Annotated in this window: 15 protein-coding genes; 7 read left to right on the top strand and 8 right to left on the bottom strand. The window is 55.1% G+C overall.

Annotated features, from left to right (window positions below):
• Positions 1-10 precede the first annotated feature (10 nt).
• Both hutI and hutG read left to right on the top strand, forming a co-directional pair.
• Complete coding sequence (gene hutI, locus FNY10_RS15185; RefSeq protein ID WP_160703022.1) at positions 11-1,219, top strand: imidazolonepropionase; 1,209 nt, start codon at positions 11-13, stop codon at positions 1,217-1,219.
• Positions 1,212-2,015: an N-formylglutamate deformylase gene (hutG, locus tag FNY10_RS15180; RefSeq protein WP_131048755.1), complete on the top strand. Its 804-nt coding sequence runs from the start codon at positions 1,212-1,214 to the stop codon at positions 2,013-2,015. Before hutI ends, hutG begins: the two co-directional genes overlap by 8 nt.
• Positions 2,016-2,062: 47 nt before the next feature.
• Here the strand turns inward: hutG and hmpA are convergent, their stop codons facing one another.
• The gene (hmpA, locus tag FNY10_RS15175) at positions 2,063-3,253 is read right to left on the bottom strand and encodes an NO-inducible flavohemoprotein (RefSeq protein ID WP_160703020.1); all 1,191 of its coding nucleotides are present in this window, start codon (positions 3,251-3,253) and stop codon (positions 2,063-2,065) included.
• A 322-nt stretch (positions 3,254-3,575) separates the two neighbouring features.
• Here hmpA and glyA point away from each other — a divergent pair, with 322 nt between their 5' ends.
• Positions 3,576-4,829: a serine hydroxymethyltransferase gene (gene glyA, locus FNY10_RS15170; RefSeq protein ID WP_100683341.1), complete on the top strand. Its 1,254-nt coding sequence runs from the start codon at positions 3,576-3,578 to the stop codon at positions 4,827-4,829.
• A 68-nt stretch (positions 4,830-4,897) separates the two neighbouring features.
• Here the strand turns inward: glyA and FNY10_RS15165 are convergent, their stop codons facing one another.
• From FNY10_RS15165 to hcaE, 6 genes are all read right to left on the bottom strand, one after another.
• The gene (locus FNY10_RS15165) at positions 4,898-5,320 is read right to left on the bottom strand and encodes a DoxX family protein (protein ID WP_100683340.1); all 423 of its coding nucleotides are present in this window, start codon (positions 5,318-5,320) and stop codon (positions 4,898-4,900) included.
• Between the two features lie 122 nt (positions 5,321-5,442).
• On the bottom strand, positions 5,443-6,645 hold the full coding sequence (hcaD, locus tag FNY10_RS15160; RefSeq protein WP_160703018.1) for a phenylpropionate dioxygenase ferredoxin reductase subunit: 1,203 nt from the start codon (positions 6,643-6,645) through the stop codon (positions 5,443-5,445).
• A gap of 9 nt (positions 6,646-6,654) precedes the next feature.
• Entirely contained in the window at positions 6,655-7,467 is an 813-nt protein-coding gene (gene hcaB / locus FNY10_RS15155; RefSeq protein WP_100683338.1) for a 3-phenylpropionate-dihydrodiol/cinnamic acid-dihydrodiol dehydrogenase, read from the bottom strand.
• Positions 7,464-7,784, bottom strand: a complete 321-nt coding sequence (gene hcaC / locus FNY10_RS15150) for a 3-phenylpropionate/cinnamic acid dioxygenase ferredoxin subunit (protein ID WP_100683337.1) — start codon at positions 7,782-7,784, stop codon at positions 7,464-7,466. The genes hcaB and hcaC overlap by 4 nt, the downstream gene beginning before the upstream one ends.
• Positions 7,784-8,302, bottom strand: coding sequence for a 3-phenylpropionate/cinnamic acid dioxygenase subunit beta (hcaF, locus tag FNY10_RS15145; RefSeq protein ID WP_131048758.1), 519 nt, complete (start codon positions 8,300-8,302; stop codon positions 7,784-7,786). The genes hcaC and hcaF overlap by 1 nt, the downstream gene beginning before the upstream one ends.
• Positions 8,299-9,660, bottom strand: coding sequence for a 3-phenylpropionate/cinnamic acid dioxygenase subunit alpha (hcaE, locus tag FNY10_RS15140; protein WP_131048759.1), 1,362 nt, complete (start codon positions 9,658-9,660; stop codon positions 8,299-8,301). Before hcaE ends, hcaF begins: the two co-directional genes overlap by 4 nt.
• Before the next feature lie 132 nt (positions 9,661-9,792).
• On the opposite strand from hcaE, the gene hcaR reads away from it, so the two are divergent.
• Positions 9,793-10,677, top strand: coding sequence for a DNA-binding transcriptional regulator HcaR (gene hcaR / locus FNY10_RS15135; protein ID WP_100683334.1), 885 nt, complete (start codon positions 9,793-9,795; stop codon positions 10,675-10,677).
• A gap of 153 nt (positions 10,678-10,830) precedes the next feature.
• On the opposite strand, the gene FNY10_RS15130 is transcribed toward hcaR, so the two are convergent.
• Complete coding sequence (locus FNY10_RS15130; RefSeq protein ID WP_160703016.1) at positions 10,831-12,027, bottom strand: ROK family transcriptional regulator; 1,197 nt, start codon at positions 12,025-12,027, stop codon at positions 10,831-10,833.
• A 113-nt stretch (positions 12,028-12,140) separates the two neighbouring features.
• On the opposite strand from FNY10_RS15130, the gene FNY10_RS15125 reads away from it, so the two are divergent.
• The 3 genes from FNY10_RS15125 to FNY10_RS15115 all read left to right on the top strand — a co-directional run bounded on the left by FNY10_RS15125 (position 12,141) and on the right by FNY10_RS15115 (position 17,769).
• Positions 12,141-15,416, top strand: coding sequence for a DUF5107 domain-containing protein (locus tag FNY10_RS15125; RefSeq protein WP_160703014.1), 3,276 nt, complete (start codon positions 12,141-12,143; stop codon positions 15,414-15,416).
• Positions 15,417-15,484: 68 nt separating this feature from the next.
• On the top strand, positions 15,485-16,921 hold the full coding sequence (locus FNY10_RS15120; RefSeq protein ID WP_100683331.1) for a sugar porter family MFS transporter: 1,437 nt from the start codon (positions 15,485-15,487) through the stop codon (positions 16,919-16,921).
• Positions 16,921-17,769, top strand: a complete 849-nt coding sequence (locus FNY10_RS15115) for an aldose 1-epimerase (protein WP_160703012.1) — start codon at positions 16,921-16,923, stop codon at positions 17,767-17,769. Before FNY10_RS15120 ends, FNY10_RS15115 begins: the two co-directional genes overlap by 1 nt.
• The last annotated feature ends 1 nt before the right edge of the window (position 17,770 follow it).

Raw genomic sequence — 17,770 nt, 5'->3', positions numbered from 1 at the left:
GGAGAACGCCATGTATACCCTTTGGCACCACTGCCGGATTGCCACCATGGCCGCGGGTCATTATCAGTTGCTTGACGATGGCGCGATGCTGACCGACGGCGCAGCGCTGTTATGGGTCGGCAAGCGGGCGGAACTGCCGGACCTACCCGTCGCGCAGCGGGTGGATTTGCAGGGCCGGGTGGTCACGCCGGGGCTGGTGGATTGTCATAGCCACGCGGTGTTTGGCGGCGACCGGGCCCGGGAATTTGAAATGCGTCTTAACGGGGCGAGCTATGCGGAGATCGCGGCCGCCGGCGGCGGTATCGCCAGTACGGTCAACGCCACGCGACAGGCCAGCGAAAGCCAGTTGCTGGAGAGCGCGAGGCAGCGTATCGGGGCGTTGTGCCGGGACGGCGTAACGGCGCTGGAAATTAAATCCGGCTACGGCCTGGATCTGGCTAACGAACGTAAAATGCTGCGGGTGATCCGCCGTTTAGGCGACACATTGCCGCTGACCGTGCGCAGTACCTGTCTGGCGGCCCATGCGGTGCCCGTCGAGTATCAGGATCGGGCAGATGCCTGGATTGACTCTATTTGCGAACAACTGCTGCCGGACCTGCATCAGGAAGGGTTGGTGGATGCGGTGGATGCGTTCTGCGAACACCTGGCGTTTTCGCCCTCGCAGGTGGAACGGGTCTTTCAGAAGGCCCGGGAGCTTGGGCTGCCAGTGAAGCTCCATGCCGAGCAGTTGACGCGACAGCATGGGGCGGCGTTGGCCGCTCGCTACCACGCGCTGTCGGCGGACCATCTGGAATATTTGTGCGAAGAAGATATCGCCGCGATGGCTCGCCATGGGACGGTGGCGGTACTGCTGCCGGGCGCCTATTACTTCCTGCGTGAGAAACAGCTACCGCCGCTGGATCTGCTGCGCCAGTACCGGGTGCCGATTGCCCTCGCCAGCGATTTAAATCCCGGCACCTCGCCGGTATTGTCCCTGCGCCTGATGATGAATATGGCCTGTACGCTGTTTCGCATGACGCCGGAAGAGGCGTTGGCTGGGGTGACGCTTAACGGAGCGAAGGCGCTGGGGCTGGATGCGGTTTGCGGTTCTCTGGAAGCCGGAAAAGAGGCCAGCTTTGTGGCGTGGGATATCGCCCATCCGGCGGAGCTGAGCTACTGGCTGGGGGGCTCCCTTTCGAAACAGGTGATTTATCAAGGTAAGGAGGTTTATTGTGATTAAGGCGTTTGATTTCCGGCAGGGGAACCTGCCGCTGCTGGTCAGTATGCCCCATCCGGGAACGTTATTAACCCCCGAAGTCGCCCAGGGACTCACGCCGAGGGCGAAACGTCTGGAAGATACCGACTGGCATATTCCTGTGCTCTATCAGACCATCGCCGACATGGGGGCCAGCACGCTATGTGCCCGTTATTCCCGCTATGTGGTGGATATCAATCGCCCGGCCGATGATAAACCGCTCTACAGCACGGCGACGACCGGACTGTTTACCGATATCTTTTTTGACGGCGAAGCCCTGTTTGTGCCGGGCGGCGCGCCTGACGCGGCGGCGAAAGAGGCTATCTTAAAACACGTCTGGCAGCCTTATCACCAGGCGCTGGCCGCTGAACTGGCGCGCCTGCGTGAGAAATTTGGCTATGCGCTGTTGTGGGATGCGCACTCGATTAAATCCGTGGTGCCGCGCTTGTTCGAAGGGCGCCTGCCGGATCTGAACTTCGGTACGGCGGACGGCGCCAGCTGTTCGACGCAGCTCAGTCAGGCGCTGCTGACAGGCTGCGAGGCGTTCCCGCAGTACAGCCGGATACTTAACGGCCGCTTTAAAGGCGGATATATCACCCGCCACTACGGCGATCCCGCGAACCATATTCATGCGGTACAGCTGGAAATGGCTCAGTGCAGCTATATGGATGAAGAGAGCTTTGCTTATCTTCCGGAGAAAGCGCAGCAGGCGCAGCAGTTGCTGGAGCGGTTGATTAATACCGCGTTGCAGTGGGGACGAGAGCAGTATGGTGCTCCCTGAACGTGGCTGAACCACTCCCGATCGGCATGGCCGATCGGGAGGACGGGTTATATCACTTTATGTGGGCCAAAACATTCGTAGTGAATGTTGTCGCGATTAACGCCCAGCGCCACCAGTTGTTTCGCCGCATGTTGCATAAAGGCTACCGGGCCGCACAGATAGAACTGCATCTGCGGGTCGCGCAGCGTGTCAGCCAGATCCGATAACATCATCAGACCTTCGCTGTTAAAGCGTGCCGCCTGGCGGTCGGCTTCGGTCGGCGTGCGATACCAGATATGGGAGGTGAATTGGGGCAGGCTGGCGCCGAGCGTGGCAACCTCGTCGGCAAACGCATGGACATCGCCATTTTCCGCCGCATGGAACCAGTTCACCTGGGCCGTATGCTGCGTTTTTGCCAGCGTGTCGAGCATTGCCAGCATCGGCGTCTGGCCGACGCCGCCGGAGATAAGCGTCACCGGCGTTTTTGGCTCAACGACGAGGAAGAAGTCTCCCGCCGGCGCAGCCAGATGCACGATATCCCCTTCCTGCGACGCGTTGTGCAGCCAGTTTGAGACCTGGCCGCCGTTTTCGCGTTTAACCGCAATTCGGTAGCCTTTGCCGTCTGGCTTGCGGGTCAGCGAGTACTGGCGAATTTCCTGATATGCAAACTCCTGCGGTTTCAGCCAAATCGCCAGATACTGGCCCGGCTGGTAATCCGCCACCGGCTGGCCGTCTACCGGCTCCAGATCGAAGCTGGTAATCAGGGCGCTACGCGGGGTTTTCTTCACGATACGAAACGCGCGCGTGCCTTCCCAGCCGCCGGTTTTGCTGGCGTTAGCCTGGTAGATTTCAGATTCACGATGAATAAAAACATTGGCCAACACGCCGTAGGCTTTTCCCCATGCGTCAAGCACTTCCTGGCCCGGACCGAACATCTCGTCGAGCGTCGCCAGCAGATGGCCGCCGACAATGTTGTACTGTTCTGGTTTGATCTGGAAGCTGGTGTGTTTCTGCGCGATTTTCTCGACGGCAGGCAGCAGGGCAGGCAGATTGTCGATATTGCTGGCATAAGCGGCAATGGCATTAAACAGCGCTTCACGCTGATCGCCGTTACGCTGGTTGCTCATGTTGAAGATCTCTTTGAGCTCCGGGTTATGGGCAAACATGCGATCGTAAAAATGGGCGGTCAGCTTAGGTCCTGTTTCGACGAGCAGGGGAATAGTGGCTTTAACCGTTGCGATGGTTTGGGCGTCGAGCATAGCAGCTTCCTTTGATGTTATTTAAATGATGTATTTTATATGCATCTTATAAAAATAACCCTGCACTGTAAATGGTTCCTTAACGCTTTTCCCCGTCGCGCTAACAACATGAACAATTTGCATCACAAACCTGAAAAGAAATCCGTTGATAATCGTTGAGTCGTTATTGCTCAAAGCCTTGTGTCATGGGTAGCCAATCGTTTGCGTAAAATCATTTGTCAAGACCTGTTATCACAGAACGATTCGGTTATACTGTGGGCCGTCGCCCAAAAAGGCCCCCTTTTAGAGCTGTAATTTATTGTTAGCTGAGCAGGAGATGCGGATGTTAAAGCGTGAAATGAACATTGCCGATTATGATGCCGAACTGTGGCAGGCTATGGAGCAGGAAAAAGTACGTCAGGAAGAGCACATCGAACTGATCGCCTCCGAGAACTACACCAGTCCGCGTGTTATGCAGGCTCAGGGTTCTCAGCTGACCAATAAATATGCCGAAGGGTATCCGGGCAAGCGCTACTACGGCGGTTGCGAATACGTTGATATCGTTGAACAACTGGCGATTGACCGTGCAAAAGAACTGTTTGGCGCTGACTACGCGAACGTGCAGCCGCACTCCGGCTCTCAGGCTAACTTCGCGGTCTACACCGCGCTGTTGCAACCGGGCGATACCGTTCTGGGTATGAACCTGGCGCAAGGCGGTCACCTGACTCACGGCTCCCCGGTTAACTTCTCCGGCAAACTGTACAACATCATTCCTTACGGCATCGATGAGTCGGGTAAAATCGACTATGCAGACATGGCGAAGCAGGCTCAGGAACACAAACCGAAAATGATCATCGGTGGTTTCTCTGCTTACTCCGGTATCGTTGACTGGGCAAAAATGCGTGAAATCGCTGACAGCATCGGCGCATACCTGTTCGTTGATATGGCCCACGTTGCGGGTCTGATTGCCGCAGGCGTTTACCCGAACCCGGTTCCGCATGCTCACGTTGTCACGACCACGACCCATAAAACCCTGGCGGGTCCGCGCGGCGGCCTGATCCTGGCGAAGGGCGGTAGCGAAGAGCTGTACAAAAAACTGAACTCTGCCGTATTCCCTAGCGCTCAGGGCGGCCCGCTGATGCACGTTATCGCGGGTAAAGCGGTGGCGCTGAAAGAAGCGATGGAGCCAGAGTTCAAAGTCTACCAGCAGCAGGTTGCGAAAAACGCCAAAGCGATGGTGGAAGTGTTCCTGAGCCGCGGCTACAAAGTGGTGTCCGGCGGGACTGAAAACCACCTGTTCCTGCTGGATCTGGTCGATAAAAACCTGACCGGTAAAGAAGCTGACGCTGCGCTGGGCCGTGCTAACATCACCGTCAATAAAAACAGCGTACCGAACGATCCGAAGAGCCCGTTCGTGACCTCCGGTATCCGTATCGGTTCTCCGGCGGTCACCCGTCGCGGCTTTAAAGAAGCGGAAGTAAAAGAGCTGGCTGGCTGGATGTGCGACGTGCTGGACAACATCAATGACGAAGCGGTCATTGAGAGCGTGAAGGGGAAAGTGCTGGATATCTGCGCGCGCTTCCCGGTTTATGCGTAACGTTTAACGACGCAAGCGTAGAGAAAAAGGCCGCCAGTGCGGCCTTTTTTACGTTCGGCGTGCAGAGATTAACGACGGTCGAGGGAGATAGCGCCCGGACCCGTGATGGCCAGAAGCAAGAAGGCTCCAGCGATACTGATGTTTTTGTAGAAGTTAATCATATTGGGAAGTACGGCATCACCGCTCATATCCCAGTAATGATGGCCAATGACGGCCGTGCCGAGCGTGTAAAAAATAAAGATAACCGCCAGCGGGCGGGTGAAGAAACCGAGGACAATCAGGATCGCCGCCGGAACCTCCATCAAAATCGCGATAATAGCCGATAGCGTCGGAAGCGGAGCGCCGGAGGAGGCCATATATTGTACCGTACCGCTAAAGCCCATCAGTTTGGGATAGCCAAATATAATAAACAGCAGCACGACGGCAATACGGGCGATCAGCAGCAGAACAGAACGGGAAGAGCCAAAGTCGAAATAGCGTAGCGTGTTCATAATCAATCCGTTGTGAAGGTGCGTGATTTAAACGTAATACACAATGAGGCACTCTGCCATGCTATGTACCGTTATGTTTGTCAAATACGCAAAAGGTCGCAGCGCGACCTTTTAACCCGGCCTTACAGAGATTTAAGCGCGATACTCTCATCGGTCAATGCTTCAATTGAAAGCGGTTTGCCCGATTGAATCAGCTTGCGCAGTACGCGCACTTCGCGCCCCTGATTGAGCGCAACGGCCCCGACTAACTTACCGCCACGTAACTGCAACCAAATCGCTTTTTTCTGCTCAGGGTCGCCCCGACAACACCAGCTTTCACCCTGCATATCCCCGACGAACTGCAAATTGTCGCTGAATTGATCGGTCCAGAACCAGCCCGGCGCCGCGACAGGTAGCTCCTGCCCCAACATGGCTGCCGCGGCGATTTGCGCCTGAACGTTGGCGTTTTCCCAGCTTTCAACGCGATGCAGGGTGCCATCGGCCAGACGCGTCAAGGCCACATCTCCGGCAGCGAAAATAGCAGGATCGGAGGTGTTACAGCGTTCGTCCACCACAATGCCGTTGGCCGTTTCCAGCCCGGCGTCACGGGCGAGGGCGTCGTTCGCGACGATACCGATACCGTAAATCACGGCGTCGGCCTGAAGTTGTTCGCCGCTCTGTAGCGTCAGCGTCAGGTTGTCGCTCGCCTCAATGTGTTCAATAGCGCTGTTGAGCAGCAAACGCACGCCGGCTTGCTGGTGGCGATGTATCAGGTAGTCGCGCACAGGCGGTGGGGCATTGCGGCCCATTACCGTCGGCCCAAGTTCAATCACCGTGACCTGACAGCCGCGCAGGGTGGCGCTGGCGGCCAGCTCCAGGCCAATGGTTCCCGCACCAACAATCACCAGCGATTTTCCTGCCTCCAGTACAGGGCGCAGGCGTGCAGCATCGTTGGCATGGCGCAGCGTGAAGCAACGGTCGCCCAGCTTGTCCAGCAACGGCAGCGGGCGCGCTGCCGCGCCGGTTGCGATGAGCAGTTTCGTCCAGCGGTAGGTTTGACCCTCTGCCAGAAGCACCGTTTTCGCCTGGCGATCAAGCTGGCGAATCGTCACTCCTGAATGTAACTGCACGTTATTCGCCGGCCACCACTCGGGGGCAAGCACCGGCTGAAGCTGCGGGCTATCGTCCAGCAGCATTGCTTTCGACAATGGCGGGCGCTCATAGGGCAAGTGCGGCTCATCCGAAAAGAGATGCAGTTCGCCGCTGAACCCCTGCTGGCGTAGAGACGCCGCCGCCATCGCGGCGGCCTGACCGCCGCCAATAATGGCAATGATTTCATTATTCATGGTGTCTCCTTAGAGATCCAGACCGGCGGCAACGTGGCGGATGCCACGAATTGCCAGGCCGGCATCAGCATTGATCATCACGCCACTTAACGTCCGATTGTTGCGCCGCGACGCCAGCATGACGTAAGGTCCGGTGAAGTCAGCCGGGGCAGGGAAAAATTGCAGCGGTAGAATGGCGGCAATTTTCTCCGCTGTTAGCGACTGCATAATCGAGGTGTCGCTCTGTCCCAGGGCCTGCGGGCCGCGCAGGTCGCTCGCCATCCCGCATGGCCCGACACCGTTCACGCGCACTTTCGGTGCCAGTTCGTAGGCGAGCTGGCGAATTAACCCGGTGGCGGCATGTTTGCTGGCGGTGTAGAGCGGGCCGCCGCCGCCGGGGTACCATGCTGCATTCGACAGGGTGAAAATCATGCTGCCTTCGCTGGCAATCAGCGCCTGTGCGCAGGCTTTCGCGCCCAGTAAATAACCTAATACGTTGACGTTAAACAACTCGTGGAAGCCGCTCTCCAGGGCATCGGCGGGGGTCGTGACCAGCGAGGCGTTGTGATCCCATAAGCCCGCGTTGCCGATGAAACAGTCCAGCTTGCCGAATCGGATCAGGATCTGCTCGACGGCACGCTGATAGTCGGCGTAGCAGGTGACGTTACCTTCCACCGCCAGCACATGCTCGCCGAAACGCTGACGCAGACTGGCGACTTTGGCGGCGGACAGTTCCAGTGTGGCCACGTTCGCGCCCTCTTCAATAAAACGCTCGATCAGCGCCAGCCCCAAACCGGAGCCGCCGCCGGTGATAAAAATCACTTCATCTTTTAAATCGCTCATTGCGCTTCCTCCGGGATATCAACAAATACCTCACCGCCTTCGACATAAACCGGGTAAGTGGCGACGGGATCGGTGGCGGGCAGGCACATGGCTTTACCGGTTTTCAGACAAAAGCTGGCGGCGTGCAGCGGGCACTCCACGGTCGCATCGTCTTCCAGATATCCCTCGGACATTGATGCGTTGCCGTGGCTGCAACGATCGTTAATGGCATAAAATTCCCCGCCAACGTGAAACAGGGCAATGACAGGGGATGTTTCCAGCCGGAGCGCTTCACCCTCCGGCAGCTCCTCGGTGGAGCAGGCAAATACACGGCTCATCAGAACAATACACTCAGGTTGTGGGAGGTGATCACCGCCTGGTCGAGCACGATTTCGCGTGCCAGCAGACGCCACTGTTCGCCATCCAGGCGTCGCACTTTGTCAATGCGCGTTCCAATGTAAAAGGTTTCGTCGCGCTCTTTCTGGGCGCGATACAGCAGGTAGTTGACGCGCACGGCAAACACATCGGCCTGGTCAGTTTCGGTGATTTGAATATTGCTGACCATATGGCGGGTGCGCGACGGCGGTTCCTCCGCCCACGCCATTCCTGTCTCGAGACGGGCGATGCGACGTTCAAGCTGATCTTTGTTGTCGTTGAAAATCCAGGTCGTCGGCGGCTGCTTGCCTTTGCGACGATCGCGGGTTTGCGCATTCACCGTCGTGCGCATGGTATAGACTACCTCGTCGTCGAGTTGAGCCAGCCAGTCGCGAAAGCGCCAGTCGTCCAGCAGTGAGGCTTCCAGATACAAAAACTGGGCGATGCGATGATGCAGTTCTAAAGAGACCGGGGCGCTCATTTCATCACCTCCTGCTGCCAGGCAGCGGTTTTCTCGTTCACTTCCTGCCAGCTTTCGCTGGAGAGCAAATCGGCCCAGCGCTGATACATCCCGCGCGCGGCGGTTTCCGAGAAGATATAGTTGGTGATGCCCGGAATACCATCTTCGCGGCGCTTTTCCTGACCGAGGCCCATTTGTACACAGAGCTTGCTGTGACGCGCCTTGTTGCCCTTCAGCAGTTTTTGAATTTCACACCAGTTCTCTGAGTCGTCCTGCTCGAGGAATCCTGCCGGACCAAAGGCGCGGGTAGCGCTGTTTTCAAAGGCGGCTTTGACCTCATCAGACGCCGCTTTGTCGGTGATGCAGAAAGCCCACACTTCGACCTGATCCGGCCCGCGCGGATGCCAGACGCGCAGCGTAGCGGTGCCGTTCAGCCAGGAGAGGGTGGGGAAAATATTGTTGTGACCCGCCAGACGCAGGGCACGCACCTTGCCCAGCCGCTGTTCAGCTTCCTCGTAGGTATCGCGGTAATAGCTGGAGACTGCGCCATCGACCCAGACGTTAGCATCCGGTTTCTCAGTAAAGAAGAAGCCGCTGCCGTGACCATCCTGACCGAACTGCAGCGCATCTTTCGCCGTTTCCCACACCGGGCGCGCGGTCTGGCCAGCGCCGAGATGATTGGTGCTGTCATCATCTTTTACGCCCAGCACCTGTACGGCGGAGGCGTGGCTGAAGAGGGCGTGGTACTGGTCGCTGGCGAACTGTTCTGCCGGGAATTTCCAGTTGCAGTTGATGAGCCATTTCTGTACGCCCCCGACAATTTCGGTGCCGCCTTCGCGGCGATCGAGCATCCCGTCCAGATACCATTTCATATCGCCAAGGTATTCCAGCAGCGCGGGGGCAGATGTATCCCAGTTGGCGAAAATCAACCCCTTATAACTCTCAACGCGGGGCACTTCGTTCAGGCCCCAGTGGGATTTACACAGCCCTTGCGGGTAGGCGCGCGGCTCCAGCGGCACATCAATCAGTTCGCCGTTGATACCGTACGACCATCCGTGATATGGGCAGGTAAACGCTTTGGTGTTGCCGCAATCGGCGTAACTTACGCGCATTGCGCGGTGGCGGCATTGGTTCAAAAATGCTTTGATGCTGCCATCCTTCTGACGAACGACAACTACCGCATCTTCGCCCATGTAGGTGTTAAAAAAGTCGCCTGCTTTGGGGATCTGGCTCTCGTGCGCCAGAAACAGCCAGCAGCGACCGAAAATACGCTCAAGCTCCAGTTGATAAATATCAGGGTCGGTATAGATAAGCGGGGTCACGCTACCGTTATGGGTGTCGATCAGTGAGTAGATGTCTACAGGTGTTTTCGTGGTCATATCATTATCTCGTGGGTAAGAGGTATTGACCTTCTGGTTCTTGTGTCTTTGTTATGTTGCTAATTGGTTGTTGTTATGTAAAATACTTAATTTCTACCAGCTGAGACGTTTTATCTATGACAAGGAGGGGGGATGGAACTGAGACACCTTCGCTACTTTGTCGCGGTTGCTCAGGAACTGAATTTCACCCGCGCAGCGGAAAAACTGCACACATCGCAGCCGTCCCTCAGCAGCCAGATCCGCGACCTGGAACAGTGCGTGGGCGTCTCGTTGCTGGAAAGAGATAAGCGTACAGTGACCCTGACCGCCGCAGGCGAGAGTTTTCTTGCTGATGCGCGGGCCATTCTCGATCAGGCCGAACAGGCGAAAATCCGCGCGCGTAGCGCCGCTATACAGAACAATCATCTGGTCATTGGCTTTGTACCTTCGGCAGAGGTCAATCTGTTGCCGATGGTGATGCCGCTACTCCGTCTGCGCCAGCCGGAAACCCACATCGAGCTGGTCAGTTTGATCACCACTCAGCAGGAAGAGAAACTACTCAGCGGCGAGCTGGATGTGGGGTTGATGCGTCATCCTGTCTATAGCCCGAAAATTGAGTCTCTCGCGCTTTTCCACGAACCGCTGGTCGTGGTGATGCCTGCCACACACCCGCTGGCGCGGGAACGTGAAATCACCGCAGAGCAGCTAAACGGGGTTAATTTTGTCAGCACCGACCCCGCTTATTCCGGCGAGCTGGCCGCTATTGTAGATAAATGGGTTACAGAGCAGCGCTGCCAGCTCAACGTGGTGCAGATGGCGACCAATATTCTGGTCACCATGAACATGGTTGGCATGGGGCTCGGCGTGTCCCTGATCCCCGGTTATATGCAGAGTTTTAACACCGGGCAGGTCGTTTTCCGGCCGCTGGCCGGCGAGGTGCCGACCATTGCCCTGCTGATGGTATGGAAAAAAGGTGAGCTGAAGCCTGCGCTGCGTGATTTTATTGATATTGTGAAAACGCGCTGTGAGCGGTTATAGCTCCCATTGTTTGATGGCATCCTGACTGGTTTGTCGCCGGTTGGCACTTTTCAGCGTTGTAACGCCCGATGCACGTCATCGGGCGTTTTGTCTTTCAGGACCAGATGTGGCCGCCATGGTTATAAATTGCCGCTGATTCTTTGACCATCGCGATCAACGTAATGTCTGCAGTTGCTCTTCCACATACAGATAGCCAATGCCAAGCAGTTGTTGCTGACGACTCAGCTGTCCGAAGCCGATTTGCGTTGCTCTGGTGCGCGGCGTGTCGCGATGATCGAAAGGGTTAAAGCCTGTCTGCCTGATGATGGTATTCAACCACGCTTCACCAAATCCGCAGCTGCGGCCGTACAATAAGATATTGTTTATATTTAATATATTCAGGAAGTTGTAGAGGCTGAGCCCGATGGCGTTTGCGGAGTCTTCCACCCAGGTATGAAGGCGGGAATCACCCTGCTGCCATTTTTCGATCAGGGCATCGATGGTCAGCGCATCGGGATTATCGGCGAGATCGGGCTGCGTTTTAAGCCATATCCGCGCCTGTTTTTTCAATGCGCTGAGCGAGGCCACCGTTTCCAGGCAGCCATAGCGCCCGCAGTCACAGGCAACGCCATCAGGATTGATAATGGTGTGTCCAATCTGGCCGCTGCCATAAAGGCTACCGCGCCAGACCTGGTCGTTGATGACAAATGACGAGCCAATACCGTAATCGACGTTGATCACGCAGAAGTCGCGATACTGTCCTTCATTTTGCCATTTTTCCGCCAGCGCCAGCATGACGCAGTCGTTGTCGACTCTTACCTGAACGCCGAGTTCTTCTTCAAGCAAGTATTTTAGTTCAACTGGACTCTTCCAGCGCGCCTGCGGCATGGTTTGAGAGACGCCGGTCACGGGATCCACCTGACCATGAACACCCAGCGCGAGATTGATTGTGCGTTCCGGATATTGACGATGAATGTGTCGCCAGCATTCGATAATTGCGATGAGCAGAGCCTGCGGGGTGGGGGCATCAATCCGTATATGCTGGTGGCCGTCTACGGCCAGCAAGCGCGCATCAGCAAGCTGGTACTCAATGCTAGTTGGCGTGATGTTCATGCAAAGCGTCCACGCCCGTTGCAATGGAATCTGAAAACTTCCGCTATTTACGCCTCTGCGACTCATTTTTTCGCTGGAGTGGCTGATCAAGCCTTCACCGAGGAGTTCTTCGAGAATATTACTCACGGCCGGAATGGATAACCCGCTGAGCTGCGAGAGTTGCGATTTGCTAAGCTGTTTTTCCCGCCACAGATGGGCAAGAAAGATAGATTTATTGACTTGCCTGACCTGAACATTATTGAAACCAGTTCGCTGCATACACTTAACTCTCTTAACTATATTGCGTGAGCGTTGTGCATTTTAACAGCTAAACAGGAATATAAACTCGACGTATTGAATATTTTACTTCATTTCATTTAGTGGAGATCGATATGTACGGCGCGGTTAAGGTCTGGCAGGAAACGATTACATTACCGACGTGGACAACGGGGGCGGAGGATCCTAACCCGATGTTCCTTGAGAAACGGGTCTATCAAGGTTCTTCGGGTAGTGTGTACCCCTATGGCGTGATTGATACGTTAACCGGTGAGCGTGAGTTGCGTGATTATCATGCGGTATGGATGGAAAATGATTTTATTCGCATCATGCTCCTTCCGGCGCTCGGCGGACGTATCCATCGTGCCTACGATAAGGTTAAGCAACGTGATTTTGTCTACTACAACGAGGTTGTGAAGCCTGCACTGGTGGGGTTACTTGGTCCATGGATTTCCGGCGGTATTGAGTTTAACTGGCCCCAACACCATCGGCCGACAACGTTTATGCCCGTTGATTTTACGATCCAGCAGGGGCAAGACGGTACGCAAACCGTATGGATGGGGGAGGCGGAACCTATGCGTGGTTTGCAGGTTATGACTGGATTTACCCTTTATCCCGACCGCGCACTAATCGAAATTACAGGTAAGGTTTTTAACGGCAATGCCACGCCGCGGCATTTCTTGTGGTGGGCCAATCCGGCAGTCAAAGGCGGCGATGCACATCAGAGCGTGTTCCCTCCCGATGTGACCGCCGTCTTCGACCATGGCAAGCGCGATGTCTCTGCATTCCCTGTTGCCACGGGCACTTATTATAAGGTTGATTACTCGGCTGGGGTGGATATTTCCCGCTATAAGAATGTCCCCGTACCGACTTCCTATATGGCGGAAAAATCGGATTACGACTTTGTCGGTGCTTTTCATCATGATGAACGCGGCGGGCTCTTGCATGTCGCCGACCACCATGTCTCGCCAGGCAAAAAACAGTGGAGCTGGGGCCATGGTGATTTCGGTCAGGCGTGGGATCGGAATCTGACCGACAATAATGGCCCCTATATTGAACTGATGACCGGTGTATTTACCGATAACCAACCGGATTTCACCTGGCTTGACCCGTATGAAGAGAAAATTTTTGTGCAAAATTTCCTTCCTTACAGTGAGCTGGGAAATGTGCAAAATGCGAATACGCGACTTGCTCTCAAACTTGTTCGTGAAGCTCAACAGCTGCAATTAGGGATTTATGCGATTGCTCCACTGGAAAATATTGTTGTGGAGCTGAGTGCGGATGAGCAGCCTCTTTATGAAACTCAGCTAACGTTAAAACCCGGTGAAAGCTGGTTGCAAACTCTGCAGGAGAAGGACGCCGCGCGCTTAACTCTGCAGGTAAAAAACAGGGAAGGCGAACTATTACTGAAGTATCAGGAGCATCAGGCGCAGCAAACGCCATTACCCGATCCTGCAATGGCACCAGCTATGCCGGAAGCGATCGATAACGGGGATGAGCTTTATTTCATAGGCCAGCACCTGGAGCAGTACAACCATGCCAGCCGCTATGCTGCCGATTACTATCGCCGGGCGCTAGCGCTTGATCCACAGGATTATCGCAATAATGTTGCCCTCGGCACGTTGGCGCTTAACGCTGCTGACTGGTCGTTGGCGGAGCAATGTGCCCGGGCTGCGCTGCTGCGCGCCCATCGTCTGAATAAAAACCCTCGGGATGGTGAAGCCAGCATGTTGCTCGCTAGCGCTCTGGAAAGACAGGGCGATGAAACCAATGCATGGGATCACTATTACAAGGCTTCGTGGAGTGGAAATTGTCGTGATGCGGCCTACTGGTCGCTTGCGCGACTGGCAATGAAGCGCGGTGATATCGCAGAGGCGTTAGAAAAAGTGGACATTAGCCTCCGGTTTAATGGCAGTAATCATATGGCAATGGCGCTTAAAGCACTGGCGTTGGCGGAATTACAACGCGGCAGTGAGGCCCTGAATTACATATCGGTATGTCTTGAACAATATCCACTAAGCTACCCGTTGCATTGTGTTCGCTGGATGATCAATCAGGACGATGAGGCGCGCGATAGCCTGCTGCGGGTGACTGGTCGTAGAGGTATTAATGCCAGTCTGCTTGCTGGATGGTTGCTTTCTATCGGGCAGAAACAGAGCGCAAAAACGGTGTTAGCGATCCTCGATTGTCAGGAGGGCATTCCAATGTTGTGGCGAGCGGCATTAAGCGAGGTAGCCAGCGAGCGCCAGCGCTTTATCTCATTGGCCCAGCACTGCCACACGTTACGGGTACGCTTCCCTAATACGCTCGATGAAGTCCAGATGTTGCAGAAACTGGATGACAGTGCTTTTGCCCGTTATCTGTTGGGGTGCTTCTGGTATAGCAAAAGACGCTACGACGAGGCGGTTGCTTGCTGGCATGAGACCCTGGAGCAAGCCCCGAATTATGCGCCAGCGCATCGTTTGCTTGGTGTGTATGCCTGGAACAAACAACATGATTCGGTGCAGGCAATGGCTCGACTCCGCCAGGCGGTCGTTCTCGAACCTGAAAATGCTCGTTTTCGGTTCGAACTTGATTATCTCAGTAAGCTGACCGGCACCTCCGTTCGCGAGCGATTACGTCATCTGGAGGAGAACCGTTCTGTCGCCCTGAAGCGTGATGATCTTACTGCTGAGTTACTTAGTTTGTGGAACAGTTGCGGGCGTTATGCCGATGCCGCACATATTTTGCGCACACGAATGTTTCATCCCTGGGAAGGTGGGGAGGGCAAAGTGACCGGCCAGTATCTACTTAATCAGTTGCACAGTGCCTTACAGGCAATTGAGAGCCGGACGTTGCCGCAGGCTATTCAACACCTGGAGGAGGCGTTGTGCTACCCCTATAACCTTGGGGAGGGGAGACTACCGGGGCAGACAGATAACGACATCTGGTATCTGCTCGGTTATTGCGCGACGCAAAGCGGGGAAACTCAGCAAGCGACGGCATACTACCACCGCGCGCTCCAGGGCGGTACTACGCTGGATGCCGGACGCTACTATAACGATCAACCCGCTGATTATCTCTTCTGGCAGGGAATGGCAATGCGCCAGTGTGGCAATGAAGCGCAGGCCGTGCAGCATTTCCGGAACTTTATCACCTGGGCTCAATGTCACCAGGACGACGTCCCACAAGCCGACTTCTTCGCCGTTTCGCTACCTGATCTGGTGGTCCTGGATATGCCAGCGCAGCAGCAACATCAACAGCATTGTCTTTTCATTGAAGCGTTGGGGCATCTGGGATTGGGGAATATAGCCCACTACCAGCGTGCAATACAGCAACTGTTGGCGATCAATCCTGCTCATGATAAGGCGCATCTGATTAACCATGCCTTGCAAAGCGGCATCTTTTCCTGAACCTCAAACTGGCGGGTACGTCCCGCCAACCCTACTGTTCCCTGCGTTTCCCTTAAAGAGGAATCGATATGAATAACGCGCAGACACATCTTAAAATGGGCTACGTCTGGACTATCTGTCTGGTTGCCGCCTGCGGTGGTTTACTGTTTGGCTATGACTGGGTGGTCATCGGCGGAGCAAAACCGTTTTACGAAGCTTATTTCTCTATTACCGACCCGGCACAGTCCGGCTGGGCAATGAGTTCAGCGCTAGTGGGTTGTGTGTTTGGCGCGCTGGCCTCCGGATGGTGCGCCGATAAATTTGGCCGCAAACTGCCTCTGATTATGGCCGCAACATTGTTTACGCTGTCTGCCTGGGGAACCGCGCTTGCCCACAGCTTTGATATGTTTGTCGTCTGGCGTATTGTCGGCGGTCTTGGCATAGGTCTGGCATCCGCGCTAAGCCCTATGTATATCGCTGAGATAAGCCCCGCAGCACAGCGTGGACGTTTTGTGGCGGTCAACCAATTGACGATTGTTATTGGCGTGCTGGCGGCTCAGTTGGTTAATCTGATGATTGCTAAGCCGGTAGCGAGCGGTGCCACGCTTGCAGAAATTAGTGCCAGCTGGAACGGGCAGGTGGGCTGGCGATGGATGTTTGGATCTGGCATCGTTCCTGCAGTTGTCTTTCTGGTACTGATGTTTTTTGTTCCTGAATCTCCGCGCTGGCTGGTACGTGCAGGCAAAAGCCAGCGTGCTCATCAAATGCTGATGCGTATCGGTAATCAGCGCTACGCCGATGAAACTATCCGTGATATTGAGCACACCCTCAGTAAAGATACGCAAAAAGTCTCCTGGTCAGCTCTGCTGGAGCCTAAGGTACGTCCGATCATCGTGATTGGCATCGTCCTGGCTATGTTCCAGCAGTGGTGTGGGATTAACGTCATTTTCAACTACGCGCAGGAGATTTTTGCCTCTGCCGGGTTTGATATTAACAGTACGTTGAAATCAATCGTTGCTACCGGACTTATCAACCTGGTCTTTACCATCGCGGCGTTACCGCTGGTCGATAAAATCGGCCGCCGCAAACTGATGCTGCTGGGGGCGGCTGGTCTGACTATTATTTACGCGTTAATCGGTGCAGCCTATGGTCTGGGAATTTTGGGCTTACCTGTACTTATTCTGGTGCTGGCGGCGATTGCTATATATGCATTAACGCTCGCCCCGGTCACCTGGGTGCTGCTATCGGAAATTTTCCCCAATCGCGTACGTGGCCTGGCTATGTCGCTCGGGACGTTGGCATTATGGATTGCTTGTTTCTTGTTAACCTATACCTTCCCGTTGCTCAATGCCGGGTTGGGAGCCGCAGGTAGCTTCATTCTGTATGGCGTGATTTGCGCAGCAGGCTATCTCTACATTTTGCGCAATGTTCCGGAAACCAAAGGTGTAACTCTGGAAGCGCTGGAAGAGCAACTGGCGCAGCGTCATGCTGGTAGGCAGGCGATGAAACAGGAGCAGATACGCTAATGGCGGATAGCTTTCTTCTGGAAAACGCGCATCTTCGGATGCGCGTCAACCCACTGGGCGGCAAGGTACAAAGCCTGTTTGCCCGTCAATGCCAGATTGCAGTTTTATATGATAATCCTGCCGGCGGCATGTTCCCGATGATACCGATGGCGAACCGCGTATCAGATAATCGTTTTCTGTTTCGTGGACGTGAAGTCAGGTTGCCCAGTCATCATGCGGATGCACGTTTCTTCTTGCATGGCGATGGCTGGTTACAACCGTGGGAAGTTAAAGAGCAATCTTCCTGTCATTGTGTACTGCAATTGCGTCAGAAACATTCCTGCGGATTCGATTATCTGGCACTGATACGTTACGAACTGCAGCAAGAGACTCTTATCGCCACTATGACCCTCGTTCACTGTGGGGATGAGCCAATGCCGTACGGTGGTGGTTTTCACCCATTCTTCGCCTTCGACAGGCACAGCCGGGTACAGTTTCAGGCGAGCGGACACTGGCCGGAAGGCGACTTGCATTTACCGCTAAGCTGGCGCGGAGAGCTGCCAGCTGGAGGCGATTTCTCGCAGGCGAATTACGGTGATGATAGTTGGTTAAACGTTTGTTACTCCGGCTGGGGCGGCGTCGCAAGCATTCAACGAGATGTGATGTCTGTCACGATTTCGTCGCAAACTCCCTGGTTGATGCTTTTCCGGATGCCGGGTGAACCGTTTATCTGCCTTGAGCCGCAGAGCCATCCGGTTGACGCGCATAATATGGAAGGGCAGCCCGGTCTGGTTGTCTTAGGGGCGGGCGATACCGTTTCATGGTCGCTGAAAATAGCGGTAAATCAGGTACTCTTTGGTGAGGCATAGA

It is taken from the genome of Klebsiella sp. Lac1 (assembly GCF_009825425.1).
GTDB lineage: Bacteria > Pseudomonadota > Gammaproteobacteria > Enterobacterales > Enterobacteriaceae > Klebsiella > Klebsiella electrica.
The sequence above is the reverse complement of the archived record's forward strand: the minus strand, read 5'-3'. Positions and strand labels throughout refer to the sequence as shown.